Consider the following 16,811-nt stretch of genomic DNA (forward strand, 5'->3'; position numbering starts at 1 on the left):
AACAAAAGTAGTATCTTAATTCTTATATAATATTAATATGTAAAACTTTAAGATATAAATTATGAAATAAAATATACTAACAATTTTTACATTGGCCTTTATCGCATTTTCGTGTACGAAAAATGTGATTGAACAGATTGATTCTGGTGTAAATGAATTAAGAGGAACTACAGAAGGCTCTCAGTCTTTTTATGAATGTCAATTTTTTCAGATTGCAGAATCAGCCACAGAAGATGACTTAGAAACGCTGATAATAGATGAAGGTGCCGATTTCGTTAATATTTTACACTAAAGGCGGCGATAGAATTGATATTAATAATGTTGAGCCTATTAGTGTAGCAGAGTTATTTGAAAATGAAGGTATCTCTGTTTCCGAGTTGAATTTCGATTATGTAGAATGGGTTGAAATTGATGGAAAACTGAAGAATGTTGCTTTTCAGGTAAAGACCAATACAATCGTAGATTAATAGCAGAATACATTCTTTTGAATTATTAAATTGGCATAGTACCTTTGTGATAACAATGGTTTTAAGATAGAATTATAAAAGTGAAAATAACTTTTTTAGGAACAGGAACTTCTCAGGGGGTTCCTGTTATTGCATGTAATTGTAATACTTGTTTATCAAACGATTCAAAAGATAAACGATTAAGGGCATCAGTGCTCATCTCGATAGGAAATAAGAATATACTTATAGATTCGGGGCCTGATTTCAGGTACCAAATGTTGCGCGCAAAAGTACAATCTTTAGATGCGATTTTATTTACTCACGAACATAAAGATCATACAGGAGGATTAGATGATGTAAGGGCATATAATTGGGTTACTAAGCAATCAATGGAGGTATATGCAGAGTATAGAGTTTTAGAAGCTTTAAAAGTGGAGTATGCGTATTGTTTTGCTCCTAATCCATATCCGGGAATTCCTAAAATCAATTTAAATACTATTACAGAAAATCCTTTTAATCTTTTAGATATTGAAGTTATACCAATCAGAGGCATGCACCTAAAGCTACCTGTATTGGGTTATAGAATTGGTGATTTTGCTTATTTAACCGATTTTAATTTTATATCGGAAGAGGAGAAAAAGAAGCTTACAAATCTGCAAGTATTGGTTGTAAACGGAGTTCGTAAAGAAAAACACATATCACATTATTCTTTACCAGAAGCTATAGCGCTTATTGAGGAAATAAAACCACATAAAGGGTACATTACGCATATATCTCATTATTTAGGATTACATGCTATTGAGAATAGGGAATTCCCTCATAACATTAGTCTTGCATATGATATGCAAGAATTGGAAATATAAATCTGTTTTTGTGTTTTGAATTGTTAATTTAGCGGCCCCTAATTTATACGATTCTAACTTTTTTTTTACATTTGTTATCCAGCATTTTTAGCAGACATTCTTATATGCACCATTTTGATGTAATTCTTGTATTTGTTGTAATTGTATTTATCCTAATATCGCTTTACAAAGAGTTGATGGGAGCTGCATTTACCTTTTTTATTGCAGTTGTAGTTCTTGGTATTTTTGGTGTTTTAACGCCAAGTGAGATTTTAGCAGGTTTTGCAAATGAGCAAATTGCAGTGATATTAATGTTACTTTTACTAGGTGATGCGATTCGGCAAATCTCGGTTATTGAGATATTTTTCAATAAAATTTTTCCCCGATCAAGTGGTCAGAAGGCATTTTTAGCTAGGATAATGCTATGGATTGGCGGTTTCTCAGCCTTTTTGAATAATACCCCATTGGTTGCAGTAATGATGCCATATGTGCATACATGGAGTAAGCGTAATAATGTATCACCATCTAAAATACTTATGCCTCTTTCGTATGCAGCAATATTAGGGGGCTGTGTAACCTTAATTGGTACATCAACAAACCTTATTGTAAATGGTATGGTGGTAGATCAAACCATTTTTCCGGATATGGAACCATTACATATGTTTGATTTCTTTTGGGTTGGTTTTCCTATGTTGATTATTGGTTTCTTGTATTTATTCTTCTTTTCAGATAAATTGTTGCCTAACCGGGTGCCCATTATTGATGATGTAACAGTCTCAGATCGTAAATATCTAGTGGAAGCTTTGATTAGAAGTAAATCTAAATTAGTAGGAAAAACAATCACTGAATCTGGTTTAGGTAGTGAAAAAGGACTTTTTCTGGCCGAGGTGGTTCGTGATAATTATACATTTCAGGTAATTGATAAGGATTTCATTCTAAAGTCTGGCGATATTCTTCGTTTTGCTGGGGAATCAGAGGATATTGTTAATTTACTTTCTGATGGGAGTGGGTTAACATTGCCTAATGTAGGTATGATGACCAAATTAAAGCGTGCTGATGTTATTGAAGTTGTAATTTCGCATAACTCTACTTTGATTAGTAAAACAGTGCAAGAGGTTAATTTTAGAGGACGATTAGATTCTTCATTATTGGCCATTCACCGAAATGGAGAACGTATTAGTGGTAAGTTAGAAGATATTAAACTAAAGGCAGGTGATGTGCTTTTATTATTGGCTGGTGATAACTTTACAGAGGTATCTAAGGGTAATATGGACTTTTATTTGATATCGAAAGTTAAGGAGGTTAGAAAGCCTGAACTTTATAAAATATGGACGCTTTTTGGTGGTACGCTCTTGGCCATCTTTTTATCCGCACTAAATATTATCCCATTATTTATGGGCTTAATTGTGGTTCTAATATTAATCAATTTGCTTAATGTTGTTAATGCCAAGGATCTACCTAAAAGTTTAGATTACAACTTGGCTGTAATTATAGCGCTCTCGTTGGCGTTAGGGACAGCCATGATTAAAACAGGCGTAGCAGATATGATTGCTGATTTCTTGATAAGTATATTCTTCCCTCATGGAAACTTGGCGGTGCTTTTCGGTATTTATGCGGTTACAAGTGTGTTGGCAGCTTATATTACCAATAAAGCAGCGGTCGCAATTGTATTTCCAATATCATTAACCGCCGCTTATAATTTAGAATTAAATCCATTGCCTTTTGCTTTAGTAGTATCCTTTGCGGCAGCGGCGAATTTCATTACGCCAATTGGTTATCAAACCAACCTGATGGTATACGGACCAGGAGGTTACTCGTTTAAAGACTTCTTCCGTTTAGGTTGGCCATTAACTATCATTTACATGATTGTTACCGTGTTGATTTTAAACTATATGTATTTGTAGGATTTATTCAATTCACACCAATCGTATTAAATTATCAATCGATTTAATTATCCCGTTTATCTAAATGCTATCTTTGTGCAACATATAGATTTTAATGTTGTTATTCTTGTTCACAGGTAGTATAAACACATGGTTGTAGCATCGAAGGAAATTCAAATAAAGGGAGCTAAGGTTCATAATTTAAAGGGAGTTGATATAAACATACCACGAAATAAATTTGTAGTAATTACAGGTGTTTCGGGTAGTGGAAAGTCTTCTCTTGCATTTGATACTCTATATGCTGAGGGGCAGCGTAGGTATGTAGAAAGTTTAAGTTCTTATGCCCGCCAGTTTTTAGGGCGAATAGACAAGCCTGAAGTGGATTTTATTAAAGGAATTCCACCAGCTATTGCCATTGAGCAAAAAGTAAACACTCGCAATCCTCGTTCAACAGTCGGTACGTCAACCGAGATTTATGACTATATAAAATTACTGTTTGCCAGGATAGGTAAAACCATTTCTCCCGTTTCAGGCAAAGAAGTAAAACGTCATTACGTTAGTGATGTGGTGAATAAAATTACTGAGTTTGAAGAAAAGACCCGTCTTTTAATTGTTGCACAAATTCTTAACCCTGCAGGGAGATCGTGTACAGAACATCTAGAGGTGCTTATGAAACAAGGCTTTGTAAGGATAGAAAAAGAAGGTGAATTTCATAAAATTGAAGATGTATTAAAGGATAAAGCATCGGAAATATCCTGTTCTGATTATAATTTGGTGATTGATAGAGCCACAGCATCTAAAGATGAGGATAATTTATCGCGACTAGCAGATTCTATTCAAACTGCTTTTTTTGAGGGTAAAGGCGAATGTATTTTAAAAGTATTTACAGAGAGTGGTATCGAAGAATTTGTATTTTCTAATAAATTTGAGTTAGATGGTATTGAGTTTGAAGAACCTTCGGAGCACATGTTCACTTTTAATAATCCTGTGGGCGCTTGTCCAAAATGTGAAGGATTTGGTAATGTTATAGGTATAGATGATGATTTGGTAATCCCCAATAAAACCTTATCTGTATTTGAAGATGCCGTGGCATGTTGGAAGGGTGAAAAGATGGGAGAGTATAAGCGCATGTTAATTGAAAGTGCTTATAAATTCGATTTTCCGGTGCACAAACCCTATTATGAATTAAGCGAGAAGGAACAACGCTTATTATGGAAGGGAAACCAACACTTTCATGGTATTGATACCTTCTTTAAGCATGTTGAAGAACAACAATATAAAATACAATACCGTGTAATGTTATCCCGCTATCGCGGAAAAACAAAATGTCCGGAGTGTAACGGAACTCGCCTTAAAAAAGAGTCTTCGTGGGTTAAAGTTGCAGGTAAAAGTGTTTCAGAATTGGTGCAGATGCCCATAAATGAACTTGCTGAATTGTTCAAAACACTAAAACTAGATCCGCATCAACAAAAAGTTGGACATCGTTTATTACATGAAATAAATACGCGACTAACCTTTTTGTTTGAAGTAGGTTTGGGGTATCTAACCCTAAATAGGTTATCATCAAGTTTATCTGGAGGAGAAAGCCAGCGTATTAATTTAGCAACTTCCTTAGGAAGCACTTTGGTGGGCTCGTTATATATATTAGATGAACCTAGTATTGGCTTGCACTCGAAGGATACAACGCTGCTGATTTCGGTTTTGCAAAAATTAAAACGAATGGGTAATACCGTAATTGTGGTTGAACACGATGAGGATATTATGCGTGCTGCTGACGAAATAATTGATATTGGTCCTGGTGCCGGTCGTTTAGGCGGAGAATTAATTTATCAAGGAAAGCTCGATGAAAGTACCGATGCCAACTCAAGTTTAACTTGCGAGTATTTATCAGGCACCAGAAAAATTCCTGTGCCTACATCACGCCGCCAATGGAACAACTACCTTGAAGTAATAGGGGCGAGAGAAAATAATTTAAAGAATATTTCGTGCAAAATACCGCTTAATGTAATGAATGTGATTACGGGGGTGAGTGGTTCTGGTAAATCTACATTGATTAAGTCGATATTGTATCCTGCCATTAAAAAGCGGATTGGTGGTTATGCTGATAAAACAGGAAGCTTTGATTTATTAAAAGGTAATGTGGATCAAATAACAGAGGTGGAGTTTGTAGATCAAAACCCCATTGGCAAGTCTTCACGCTCGAACCCGGCCACCTATTTAAAAGCCTACGATGAGATACGCAAGTTAATGTCGGATCAGCAAGCATCAAAAATAAATAATTTTAAGGCCTCTCACTTTTCGTTTAATATTGATGGCGGACGATGCGAGGAATGCCTTGGAGAAGGAACCATTAAAGTAGAGATGCAGTTTATGGCTGATATCATACTTACTTGCGAGAGTTGTAATGGTCATCGATTTAAGAGTACCGTTTTAGAGGTTAAATATCGCGAGAAGAATATTCACGATATATTGGAGATGACAATTGACCAAGCCATTGAATTTTTTGAAGAAGACAAGACACCTACACCCAAACGTATTGTAAGTAAATTAAAACCTCTATCAGATGTGGGCTTGGGTTACATTAAAATGGGACAATCGTCGAGTACGCTTTCAGGAGGAGAGAGTCAGCGGGTAAAATTAGCTTCCTTTTTAGCAAAAGAAAAGAGTGATCCTACCTTATTTATTTTTGATGAGCCTACAACGGGACTTCATTTTCATGATATCAATAAATTATTGGATGCCTTTAATGCACTCATCGCTAAAGGGCATTCGCTTGTAATAATTGAGCATAATATGGAGGTGATTAAGTCGGCTGACTGGATTATTGATCTTGGCCCTGAAGGTGGAGATAAAGGAGGGCATATAATTTACGAGGGTATTCCTGAAGATCTTATCAAAGTAAAAGAATCTTATACTGGGCAGTATTTGAGCCCTTTGTTATAATGAATTGGTATACTTATTTTATATACATACCTCATGATTTTTCATGGGGTATTTTTTTTAGTGCTTGATACTTACACTAGAGATTTTTATTTGCAAAAAAAATAGAGTTATCTATTTGTATTTAAAGCAGAATAAATACACTTTTGCGCGCTGTTAGAGCATGAGAAACAATAAAAAAATATATCACTATTTTATAGTTTATGTATTACTTGTATTAATCATTAATATGAGTGTTAATATACATGATAGTATTTTGGGTACTTCATCTTCTTCTAATACTTCAAATGAAATAGAAACTTTAGTTGAGTTATTAATGGTTAGTTATGATTCAACATGGGTTTTGCCCGATACTCCTGATGGGGCCGATGAAGATCATATTACAACAAGTAGTTTAAAAACGGCATTGTTTAGTTGTAAATTGTCATCATTGATGGGCTACTTTCCACGGTATGAATTTTTATACTTCCCCGAAGTGAATACCAATTACAATAGGTATCTAGAAAGTCCTATTCCTCCTCCACCAATAGTTTAATTGTAATTTACCTAAGAAAACTGCTCCATATTAAATATGGGGTATTTGTATTGTTGTGTTCGTATTTTATTTACTAAAGTATGAAGCACCCTTGTATCAATATTTCTAATTATTTACAATTTATATACTATCATTAAAATGATAAAACACTTTTATATACTACTAAGCATATCCTTATTACTTCTTATAAATACAGGATTAAAGGCACAAGAACAAGCTGATACTATTCAATCAGAAAAAAAAGGAGCCATATCTGAATTAAAATATATTAAACAAGCTGGGTTTGCCAATGCTTCTTCTAAAATATTTACTGCCGACAGACGTTTTACGGTGAGTGGGTTTGGAGAACTGAACTACGTAAACTATGAAAGCGATATCCCTAATAAAGGGAATAAGGAAATGGAACAATTTTATACCAACTTAATGCGTTTCGGAACCTATTTTGGTTATCGAATTACCGATAAGATTGTTTTCATGAGTGAAATTCAGGTTGAATATTTGCAAGATGGTTTTTTTCAACGCGAAGGTCATTTTGAATATAACTTAGAAGCCTCGTTTGATTTCTTACTTCATCCTATGTTTAACGTTAGGGTAGGTAATTACCCTCTAAGTTTGGGTTGGGTAAACGTAAATGAAGAGCCTATTGGTTTTTATTCGGTTAACAGACCCGAAGTGGAGCGTACGATTATTCCAACACAATGGCTTGAGCAAGGTTTTTTAATTTATGGTTCGCCATTTGCTGATGCCGAGTTTCAATTTGGAGTTACCAAAGGTTTAGATGCGCAAAACTTTACCTCAGGTACTTGGATTAGAGATGGCCGATATACTTCATGGACTGAAATTCCTCCTACGGTAGCTTACAATGGTAAATTAGGATATGGGCACGAAGATAGAAGCCTATTATCTATTGCGGGTTATTATGGCGATGCATCGAGAGGTTATGCTTTTGATAATGGCGATAAGCTAAATACCAATTTAGGTTTAATGACTATTGTTGGAGCTCACAACATTGGTAATTTTACCCTGTTTGGTTTATATGCACATGGCTGGCTTTCAGGTACCGATCAGTTATTTGATATTAATAATGAAGTTTTGGGTTCTCAAACTCAAGGATATTATATTGAAGGTAGATATGATATTATGCCACACATTGTAAAAGGAAAAGAGTGGAAGTTACCTCTTTTTGTACGTTACGAACGTATGAATACCCATTATAAAATTGATGATGCTGTGCAAGATAAATGGGATACTTATGGTTCACATACTGCTAATGCCGATTTAAAAGATCTTGAAATTATTACAGTAGGATTAAATTTTAGACCAAAGAAAAATTGGACGTACAAAGCCAATTATCAATTTAGAGCCAATAAATATGCAGGTTCTCCCAACGAACCTAATCAATTTGAATTAGGGTTAGGTTTTATCTTCTAACAAAATAAGCCGTCAGACTATTTTATTTTGACGGCTTATTTTATTTTAAATACCCTTATAAAGAATAATATTGCTGTAGCTAAATATATTCTTCCCCTTATAAACTACAATAAACCATCTGCTAAGTATATTTTCACTCTTCTTAATAAGTATAAACAACTTGCTAAGAGTATTTATACTTATGTAATTCAGGTTTACTCACTTATTAAATATATTTTACCACTTGCCTAGTAGTTTTACCCACCTACACATAAAAGTTTTGTGTGTTTTAACGAGATTAGTATATCAGCTAAGAGTGTTTTTACTTCGCCTAACTACTATTATATAATACCTAAGTAGTTTATTGTTTTTGCGAAAGGGCATAACAATCCCATAAAGGGATATTTTTAGCCTTTAGAAGAGGATATTTGTTGATGTAATAGAAATTTGGTATTCAGAATATATAGATGCGCTTATGAACTAGTCTATCTTTTTAAAAGTAAGTAATTCATTGCTTTCTGCATCAAAAAGAGTGAGTTCCATACCATCTAATTTATAGGCTTTAACTATGCTCATGGCTTGGTTAAAAGCATCAGATATCTCAATATCACTGCACATCTTTTTGGTACCCATCATGGCACCAAATTCAATTTCAGTTTGGTTTAATTTAATTAGTTGTCCACCATATTGGTTGCAACCATCAGTTCCTAGTATTCGATGTTTTGCAATATGAATTTCTAAAATAGGTACGCTATTAGGTCTTTTAAGCTCTTGAGGATTAATTGGTGCTCCTTTAATTGAAGTAAGTAACCATATATCGTTTAATCGTAATGTTTGGTCCTGCTTTTTTTCTTCCATTTTTAACAATGTGTACTTAATTGATGAGGCATCGGCTGGTACGTTTGAAGGATCTAGTTGTTCTTCTTTTACCTTTAGTTTATAAATATAACCAGGCTGATATTCAAAGCCTTCTATTTTACTATAAAAGTTTTGCCATGAATCTTCTTGAATTCTATCACCCTTTTGTATTAACATGCAATGCATGGGAGCAACGCCTGTACATTCTGTTTTATAACTATTAACCCAGTACGTAACTGCGTTTTTGTTTTTTAAACTGCCACAAGAAGAAAGGATGAATACGAGTGCGATGATTAATATATTTTTCATAATAATTTGCTTAAATGTTATTCAGTAAAGGTAGTAAGATAAAGTAAGTTTATTAAGGATTGAGACTTGAACTTGATAGTTTATTGCTCGCAGGTTTCAGTATGGATTGGCGAATTTGAGGGCATAGATTTTTAGCTGTTTTTACCTCCTCATGATTTAAACTATCCCCTTTGCTCATGATTAATTGAAGAAGAACAGCATTCTGTTTTTTATTTAAGATGGTATTTATAGCCGGACTCATTACTCCGTTATTGGCAATATCGTACCAACGGTATAAGGCATTTATAAATTTGGCTCTATTTTTTTTACTTAATGCGCGTTGCAGTTCTTTGTAGTAAAAAGGTTCGCTTACCAAATACTCGCTCTTAATTTCCTTTTGTATCTTGTATAGTTTTGTGCCGTATTTAATGCCATACCATAATATTAGCAGGCTTAATACCGAAATAATAAGTGTTTTTTTCCAGTCAGTAACATTGTCTTCAGTTGTGGCTTCAATATTGGTATTCGGAGACATTGCCATTAAAGAATCCTTGAGGCTTTCCATCATTGCCAAATCTGGATTTGCCTTTATATTTACAAGCCTTTCTGGTATCGAACGTTTGTAAGTTCTTTTATTGATGGGATTAATCCAAGTAATTTCTGTTTCAGGTATGCTTACTTCACCTTCTTTTTCAAAAAGGTAGGAAAATTCTTCTATTCTAATTCCATTTACATCAGCATTAGTTCTTTTATCCTGGAGTTTAGCTTCGGCAGGATAGATACTGGTGTTATTGGGTTCATCAAGGGCTAAAGGGGCAATGAGTGAAGGTAGGGTACCAAATGCTTTCGTGGTAATGGTTCGCTTCACCACATCACCAACTTTAAGATTATCGAGCGATTTATTCCAGTTGTCCTGTATGGTGATGTTTTTAGCCACCATCCACGTTCCATCTTCAGTATTGTTAACCTTAATATTCTGTACTTTTGTTTTAATAGTAACTGGTATTCCTTTGTAATCGCCTTCGGGAGGAATTGAAGCCACAATGTTTAATGAGGGTATTTCTAATGGGCCACTTTTATAAGGGAAAACTAAGTAATAGAACGATAAGGTTGCGTATTTTTTATTATTGATGTAGTCAATACCACTTTGCGTTCGTGTAAAGGGAATGATAAAAGCGTTTTCAATTCTAAGGTTCTGAAATTCTAATGGCTTAGCAAACCAAGTAGAAGAATGTACATGTATGGTAACCTTGTAGGCTTGTCTGACTAACCCTTCACGGGGAGTTACTTGTACTCGCGCAAAGGCATCGGTTTTTTGCCCTACACATACAATTGTATTCATGGTTAGAAAGACAAGGAGTACTGATATGTATTGAAATAACTTTACCATTGTTCTTCTAGTTCGTTTTGGTTGTTGTAATATTTCTTTTGCTGATACTTAAATCGACGGCGTAAAAATTCAGATGGATCTTCAGAGATCTTTCGGAGCAATACATTTTGTGGGGTATTTTCATTTCCTGCTTCAAAATCTTCAGGCACTTCTTCTAGTTCTTCTGCTTTTCGTTCGCCAGTTTCAACTTGATCAGTAACTCTATTGCCATCTTCAGGAAGTTCCTCTACTTCAGTATCCGAGGTGAGTTCTTCATCTTCAGATGCTGCTTTTCGTTCATTGAGTTCACCTTTTTGATCTTCATCCTTTTCAGGTAACTGAATGGGAATACCGTTTGTTCTTAATGAATCTACCAAAATGATTAACTCTTCGGTTTGTGCAAGTGTTTCCTTAAACTGTACATTATTAGGTTCAAGTTTTGTAGCTAAAACAATGGCTTCTTTAGCCTTATCATATTCGCCCATTTGAGAATAAGCTAAACTTAAATTATATAAGCTATTGGCACTTGAATCTGCTTCAAAAGCTTGAGCTGCGGCATCGAAATTTCCAGCTTTATAATAGGCTACTCCCTTGTGTAGGTTAGATTCAAAAGTATTGGCTGCATCGGTATATAAAGTGTCCTTGTATAATTTCTGACCTTGATAGTCATCCGTATACCATAAATTTTTCCATTGTGGTGTGTTACACGAACTCAATAATATAATGAAAGGAAGCCAACAAAATTGTAACATCCATCCTTTACGAAACCAAAAAGGAAACAGTAAACTTAAAACTATCACAAGAGCGTATCCCATATCTTGCCATTGTTCTTCGCTTTCTTCATTATCCTGCTGAAAAGTTAAAGTTTGCCTTATGTTTTTGGCTATAATTTCCATGTCAGAATTATCCAAGGTTAGTGTATTAATGTTGATTTTTGCATGTTTTTGTAATTCAAAAACAACCTTGGTATCTAACTTAGATATTACAATTTGCCCATTCTTATTTTTAATAGGCTGCTTCCACTTATTTTTGGGTATTTCGGCTCCTTGAGTGGTAGCCATTGCCAATATTTCAATTCGGTGGATGCTATTATCTACAAAGTCCTTTAGTTTATCAATATCTTCAGTTTTTATATTGTCGGTTACCAGTAATAATGTGCTTGGGGCTTCTATTTTATTAAGTGTAGAGTCGGCAACATGCAACATTTGCCTTAGGTTAGATCCCCTAACTGGCATTATTCCTGGAGATAACGATTGTAAGTGATGGGTGATTAAGTTATAATCGTTACAAAATGGAACAACAGTATGTGCAGTTCCTGCGTAAACATATAGGCCCGTTTTAGCAATAGGATTGGCATCCAGAAGATCTTGGATTTTAAATTTGGCTCTTTCTAATCGATTGGGCTGTATATCTTCTGCCATCATGGATAGTGAAGCATCAAAAGCAATTAATAAAACAGCTTCACTTTTAGCTCCGGCAACCTCTATTTTTTTCCAAGTAGGTCCGGCCATAGCTAATATACACAAGCTCATTATTGTGATGAAAGCAACAAGTGGAAATACCACTCCTGATCGTTTTTCTTTGGTAAACATGAATGGGCGTAAAGCAGGAGCAATAACTTTTTTCCATTTATTATCTTCGCGAGCATTCCATATAATTAATACCGCAATAATTACCATTGGTATAAATGCCCAAAGCCACTCTTCTCTTAGAAAGTGAAACTGATCTATGTTAAAGGAGTTGATATCTTTTATATACTCTATCATATTTGTTTGGTCAGTAAATTTACAATTCCCCTAATGAAAGCAAGTAAAAAGGATAACAGTATGCAGATAGCCAGAGGGTACTGAAATAGCAGTGTTATTGGAGCATTTTCTTCTTCCTCAAATTCCACAGGTTCTAATTCGTTTAGCGTTTTGTAGGCATCTTGCATTTGAGCTTCATCTTCAGCTAAAAAGTATTTTCCGCCAGCAATATTTGCTATTTCTTTTAAGGTCTGTTCATCTAATCCGGCATTGTTTCCGCTAGCCTCACCAATACCAATAGTATATATTTTGATGCTATCTTGTTTGGCCATATTAGCGGCATCTGTTGGAAATAAACCACGTCCGTCATCTTGACCATCGGTAAGTAGCAATAACACCTTTTGATCTAAACTATCTCCTTCGAATATTTTCATCGAATAGCCAATGGCCTTTCCTATAGCCGTCATTTGGCCCGCCATGCCAACATCAGTTTCTTCTAACATGAATTTAACTACCTCGTGGTCGGTGGTTAGTGGGGCTTGCAGGTAGGCATTTGAACCAAAAAAAACTAGGGCTAATCGGTCACTTTCTCGTTGTTCTATAAACTCACCTAACACCTGTTTTACACCTTCCCATCTGGTAACTCTTTCTCCATCAATAAACCAATCTTTATTAGCCATACTGAAGGAAATATCGGCAGCTATAACAAAGTTTCGTGCTGTTTTTACCTTTTGTTTTGGTTCGCCAATAATTTGCGGACTAGCTAAAGCCGTTAGCAAAGAAATCCAGATTAAACTGAGCATCACCCATTGTAGAATATTTCGCTTCGAAATCCACGCTTTTGTGCTAGCCTTATTCCCACTAATTTCATTGGCGCTATGAAATTTTGAGTAACGTAAAGCTTCTTTTCTCATTTTAAGAGGAGGTACTAACCAATAAACCAATAGTGGTAGTGGCAGTAAAAAGAAAACCCATATGTATCCAAATTCGAACATCTTATGCTTTGTGTTTTTTTACCCAGTTAGTAGAAAAGGCTATAAAGGCCTTTGTTAGTTCACTATTAGCGTTGTGGTTTGAGCTATAAATCGCTTCTGAGAATTGTTGATATTGTTTCTCATTACTCATACTATTGTTTGTTTTAGTATTCAGGAATGAGAACCAATCTATGCCATATAAGCTAGCTACTTCTGTTCTTTCATATAGACTTAAACATAATGATTTTAATAGGGTGTTGATTGCTTGCAAAGTGTTAATGTTATCTTCTTGCACAGCTTTATTTATACTTTTAATCGCTTCTCTCCGATAGGCATTTTTTCGGTATCTAAAAAAATATTTCAATGCTATTGAGATGCTAATAACTACTAGGATTATAGCCACAATTTGCCAACCTAAAGTATTAAAACTATACGAGATAGTTTCAGGTTCAATGATTTTGCCAATGGATGAATTATATGTAGAAATATCTTTTATCATCTGTTCTTTTGCAATTTGTTTTTAAATAGGTTTTTAAGTTGAAGATTGATTGGTTCAACAGTGTTGAGCTGCATAAAAGGAATTCCATAACGAGAAATTTCTTTTTGAAAATTCTGATTGTATTCGTTTTGTTGCCTTTTAAAATTTGCAGTTTGTTTTTGGTTGTTCTCTTTCCAAAGAAATTGTAAGTTTCCATCCGATAATACCAATTTATCACTTCCTAAATCTGATTCCATCGGATCACTTATTGGGCATAATATTACATCGTTATGTTGTGATATATGAATGATTTGTTTTTTGGTTTTTGCTGATGTATTGATAAAATCACTTATTATTATCACCAAAAAGTCGTGAGTAGCAATGCTTATTGTTTTATTTAATACCTTCTCAAATACTTCAGGTTTATCTTCTATGTTATTATTTTCGTTTAGCAATTCTTTATTAAACGAAACCATTGTATTGAAATATTGGAGTATGTTTTTACGATTCCTTTTAGGTGCATGCGTAACAGTCTGCTTATGGTTAAAGATAATTCCACCAACTCTATCGCTATTTTTTAATACCTTAAAAGCAGATATTGCAGCTAATTGACTCGCGATATACGATTTTGTATAGACCTTTGAACCAAAGAACATGCTAGGAGTGAGGTCTGTAATTATAAGTACTGGCTTTTCCTTTTCCTCAGTAAAAACTTTTGTATACGTGGTTCGTGTGCGCGCCGTAACACGCCAATCAATATTTCTAATATCATCTCCTGCGACGTATTTTCGAGCCTCCTCAAAATCTAATCCTCTACCTCTAAGTTTAGAGGCATGTTTACCCGCCAGCACACTATGTACCAGTTGCTTAGGAAGCAAAGAAAAACCTGTTGAGGCAACCAAATATTCTAGTTGTAACAAATCATTCAGTGTTGGGATGATATTATTGGTATTTGATTTCAAATCGATATGTAATTAAAGGATGGATATTTTTATTTACTCAGTTCATACTTTAATCGTACAAGGCTTTTGCTAGTATAATTTCAGGATATGCTGCTAGGCAACTGCTACTACTTTTAATATTTCATCAATTACTTTGTCGGTTGATATACCTTCTGCTCCTGCTTCATAACTCAATATTAATCTATGTCGCAATACATCATGGAGTATGGCTCTTACATCATCCGGTGTTACATAGCTTCTATCGTTCATCCAGGCCATAACTCTTGCACATATATCAATAGCAATAGTACCTCTGGGGCTTGCACCAAAGTCAATCCAATTCTTCAATTCTTCATTGTATTTTTCAGGATACCTTGTGGCTGCTATTAAATCAACAATATATCTTTCAATATTCTCTGAAACTTCTATGTTTTGGATTTCGGCTCTTGCATCAAATATAATTTGAGGATTTAAAGTGGACTTTTCATTAGTTGTATTGTGGTTTTTAATTTCGTTGCGCACCAATTGTAGTATTTTCGTTTCGGAGTCGGTACTAGGGTAATCAATTAGTACTTTCATTACAAAACGATCCATTTGTGCCTCTGGGAGTGGGTAAGTACCTTCTTGCTCAACCGGATTTTGGGTGGCTAAAACCATAAAAAGAGGATCCATTTTATGGGTTTTACCAGCAACTGAAACCTGTCTTTCTTCCATGGCTTCTAAAAGCGCAGCTTGTACTTTAGCGGGAGCTCTATTGATCTCATCAGCCAGTACTAGGTTGCTAAATATGGGCCCTTTTTGAAATATAAATTTTTCTTCCAATTCAGGTTGATATACTTCCGATCCTGTAATATCAGAGGGTAGTAAATCGGGTGTAAATTGAATTCTACTTAAATCAGCCTCCAGTTCCTTGGCTAATGATTTTACAGCTCGTGTTTTCGCCAAGCCAGGTAATCCCTCCAGTAATACATTCCCATTAGCAAGTAATGCAATTAATATTCTATCAACCAAAACTTCCTGACCAATGATAGATTGGTTCATTCGGTTTCTTAATTCTTGGATATCTGATAATACACTCATCTTTTACAGTATCTATTTAGAAAAAATTTCTTTAAAATCATTTTTCATACTAACCACACGCCAACCTTTTTCTTGAGCATCAGCTATGGCTTTTTCAGTGCCATGCATGTATGCATATTCTCTATCTGCATCATCATGATTTACTAAAATTGCCATTGAAGGACCTTGACCTGATAAGGTATATTCCATCATTTCGTAGTCACCGTTGCTATTGCCAGCGGCAAAGATAGGTTTGCGACCTATGTGTAATTCTATGTTGGTGGGTTTAATATGTTTATCGTTTGCCGATTTTATTTCGTTAGTGCGTATGATATAGGGATCAGAAGTATCGTTGACATATTCCATTCCCACATTACTTCCAATTACATTCTCCATAGGAATATTGTAGATTTCTTCGGATACGGTACGTGCAAAGGTAATTTCTCCACCTGTTACAATAAATACTTTAAATTCATTCTCTTGAAGGTACTTTACCAATTCTACCATAGGAGAATAGATCATTTCTTTAAAAGGTCGGTTAAATTTTGGATGATTTTTGTTGCTTAAGAAGTCGTAAGCATTCTGTTTGTACTCGGTTTCAATTTGACCTTGATGGGCGCCGAATAACTTTTGGATAAGATCAATAGAGGAGTATTCTTTAAATGGTGATAGATCGTCATTGGCAAGTTTCGAAAAGAATTCATCATTTTTCCATTCGGGTTTCTCACTATAATGTGTCTTGATATAATCTAATTCAAATTCAAGTGGGATGTATAATGGCTTTTCATTCCACAAAGTTCCATCATTATCAAAAACAGCTATTCGTTCTTTAGGAGATACGTAGTTGGTATTATTAATATTGGTAACCGTGTTAACAAATTCAATAATCTCTTTTTTTATTGGTGTATCATTCCATTTAGACAGGTTGTTTTGCAGTGTTTTAGGTGTGGAGGTATTGCATGAAAAAACGATTGAACTTATTATTGTGATGATAATCAGATTTCTGTGCATTGTTTTTGTTTTTAGCATGTGTTAAGTGGGTA

General features: G+C 34.7%; 15 protein-coding genes. 7 read left to right on the forward strand and 8 right to left on the reverse strand.

All coding sequences use genetic code 11. From position 1 onward, the window contains the following. The first annotated feature begins 124 nt into the window (after positions 1–124). From QMO11_RS17025 to QMO11_RS17055, 7 genes are all read left to right on the forward strand, one after another. Entirely contained in the window at positions 125–292 is a 168-nt protein-coding gene (locus tag QMO11_RS17025; protein WP_282038639.1) for a hypothetical protein, read from the forward strand. Continuing rightward, entirely contained in the window at positions 258–467 is a 210-nt protein-coding gene (locus QMO11_RS17030) for a hypothetical protein (RefSeq protein ID WP_282038641.1), read from the forward strand. Before QMO11_RS17025 ends, QMO11_RS17030 begins: the two co-directional genes overlap by 35 nt. An 80-nt stretch (positions 468–547) precedes the next feature. Further along, a complete protein-coding gene (locus QMO11_RS17035; protein WP_282038642.1) occupies positions 548–1,309 on the forward strand; it encodes an MBL fold metallo-hydrolase in 762 nt (253 codons plus the stop codon). 104 nt (positions 1,310–1,413) lie between these two features. After that, entirely contained in the window at positions 1,414–3,192 is a 1,779-nt protein-coding gene (locus QMO11_RS17040; RefSeq protein WP_282038643.1) for an SLC13 family permease, read from the forward strand. Positions 3,193–3,321: 129 nt separating this feature from the next. Further along, entirely contained in the window at positions 3,322–6,114 is a 2,793-nt protein-coding gene (gene uvrA, locus QMO11_RS17045; protein WP_282038645.1) for an excinuclease ABC subunit UvrA, read from the forward strand. 226 nt (positions 6,115–6,340) lie between these two features. Next, a complete protein-coding gene (locus QMO11_RS17050) occupies positions 6,341–6,646 on the forward strand; it encodes a hypothetical protein (protein ID WP_282038647.1) in 306 nt (101 codons plus the stop codon). 138 nt (positions 6,647–6,784) lie between these two features. After that, positions 6,785–8,077, forward strand: coding sequence for a hypothetical protein (locus tag QMO11_RS17055; protein WP_075602936.1), 1,293 nt, complete (start codon positions 6,785–6,787; stop codon positions 8,075–8,077). Positions 8,078–8,536: 459 nt separating this feature from the next. On the opposite strand, the gene QMO11_RS17060 is transcribed toward QMO11_RS17055, so the two are convergent. The 8 genes from QMO11_RS17060 to QMO11_RS17095 form a co-directional block, all read right to left on the reverse strand. Next, the gene (locus QMO11_RS17060; RefSeq protein WP_282038649.1) at positions 8,537–9,223 is read right to left on the reverse strand and encodes a DUF4377 domain-containing protein; all 687 of its coding nucleotides are present in this window, start codon (positions 9,221–9,223) and stop codon (positions 8,537–8,539) included. A gap of 52 nt (positions 9,224–9,275) precedes the next feature. Continuing rightward, a complete protein-coding gene (locus QMO11_RS17065; RefSeq protein WP_282038651.1) occupies positions 9,276–10,544 on the reverse strand; it encodes a BatD family protein in 1,269 nt (422 codons plus the stop codon). Between the two features lie 41 nt (positions 10,545–10,585). Beyond that, positions 10,586–12,337: a VWA domain-containing protein gene (locus tag QMO11_RS17070; RefSeq protein WP_282038653.1), complete on the reverse strand. Its 1,752-nt coding sequence runs from the start codon at positions 12,335–12,337 to the stop codon at positions 10,586–10,588. Further along, positions 12,334–13,311 carry a VWA domain-containing protein gene (locus QMO11_RS17075; protein ID WP_282038655.1) on the reverse strand — a complete coding sequence of 326 codons (978 nt, stop codon included), beginning with the start codon at positions 13,309–13,311 and terminating at the stop codon, positions 12,334–12,336. The genes QMO11_RS17070 and QMO11_RS17075 overlap by 4 nt, the downstream gene beginning before the upstream one ends. A 1-nt stretch (position 13,312) precedes the next feature. Continuing rightward, positions 13,313–13,789 (reverse strand): DUF4381 domain-containing protein, encoded by a 477-nt coding sequence (locus QMO11_RS17080; protein ID WP_282038656.1) that lies wholly within the window; start codon positions 13,787–13,789, stop codon positions 13,313–13,315. Further along, the gene (locus QMO11_RS17085; protein ID WP_282038658.1) at positions 13,786–14,730 is read right to left on the reverse strand and encodes a DUF58 domain-containing protein; all 945 of its coding nucleotides are present in this window, start codon (positions 14,728–14,730) and stop codon (positions 13,786–13,788) included. Before QMO11_RS17085 ends, QMO11_RS17080 begins: the two co-directional genes overlap by 4 nt. A 93-nt stretch (positions 14,731–14,823) precedes the next feature. Continuing rightward, a complete protein-coding gene (locus QMO11_RS17090) occupies positions 14,824–15,789 on the reverse strand; it encodes an AAA family ATPase (RefSeq protein WP_282038660.1) in 966 nt (321 codons plus the stop codon). Between the two features lie 12 nt (positions 15,790–15,801). Further along, positions 15,802–16,779 (reverse strand): HAD family hydrolase, encoded by a 978-nt coding sequence (locus QMO11_RS17095; RefSeq protein WP_282038662.1) that lies wholly within the window; start codon positions 16,777–16,779, stop codon positions 15,802–15,804. Positions 16,780–16,811 lie beyond the last annotated feature (32 nt).

The organism is Saccharicrinis aurantiacus, assembly GCF_947489045.1.
In the GTDB taxonomy this organism is placed as follows: Bacteria; Bacteroidota; Bacteroidia; order Bacteroidales; family Marinilabiliaceae; genus Saccharicrinis; species Saccharicrinis aurantiacus.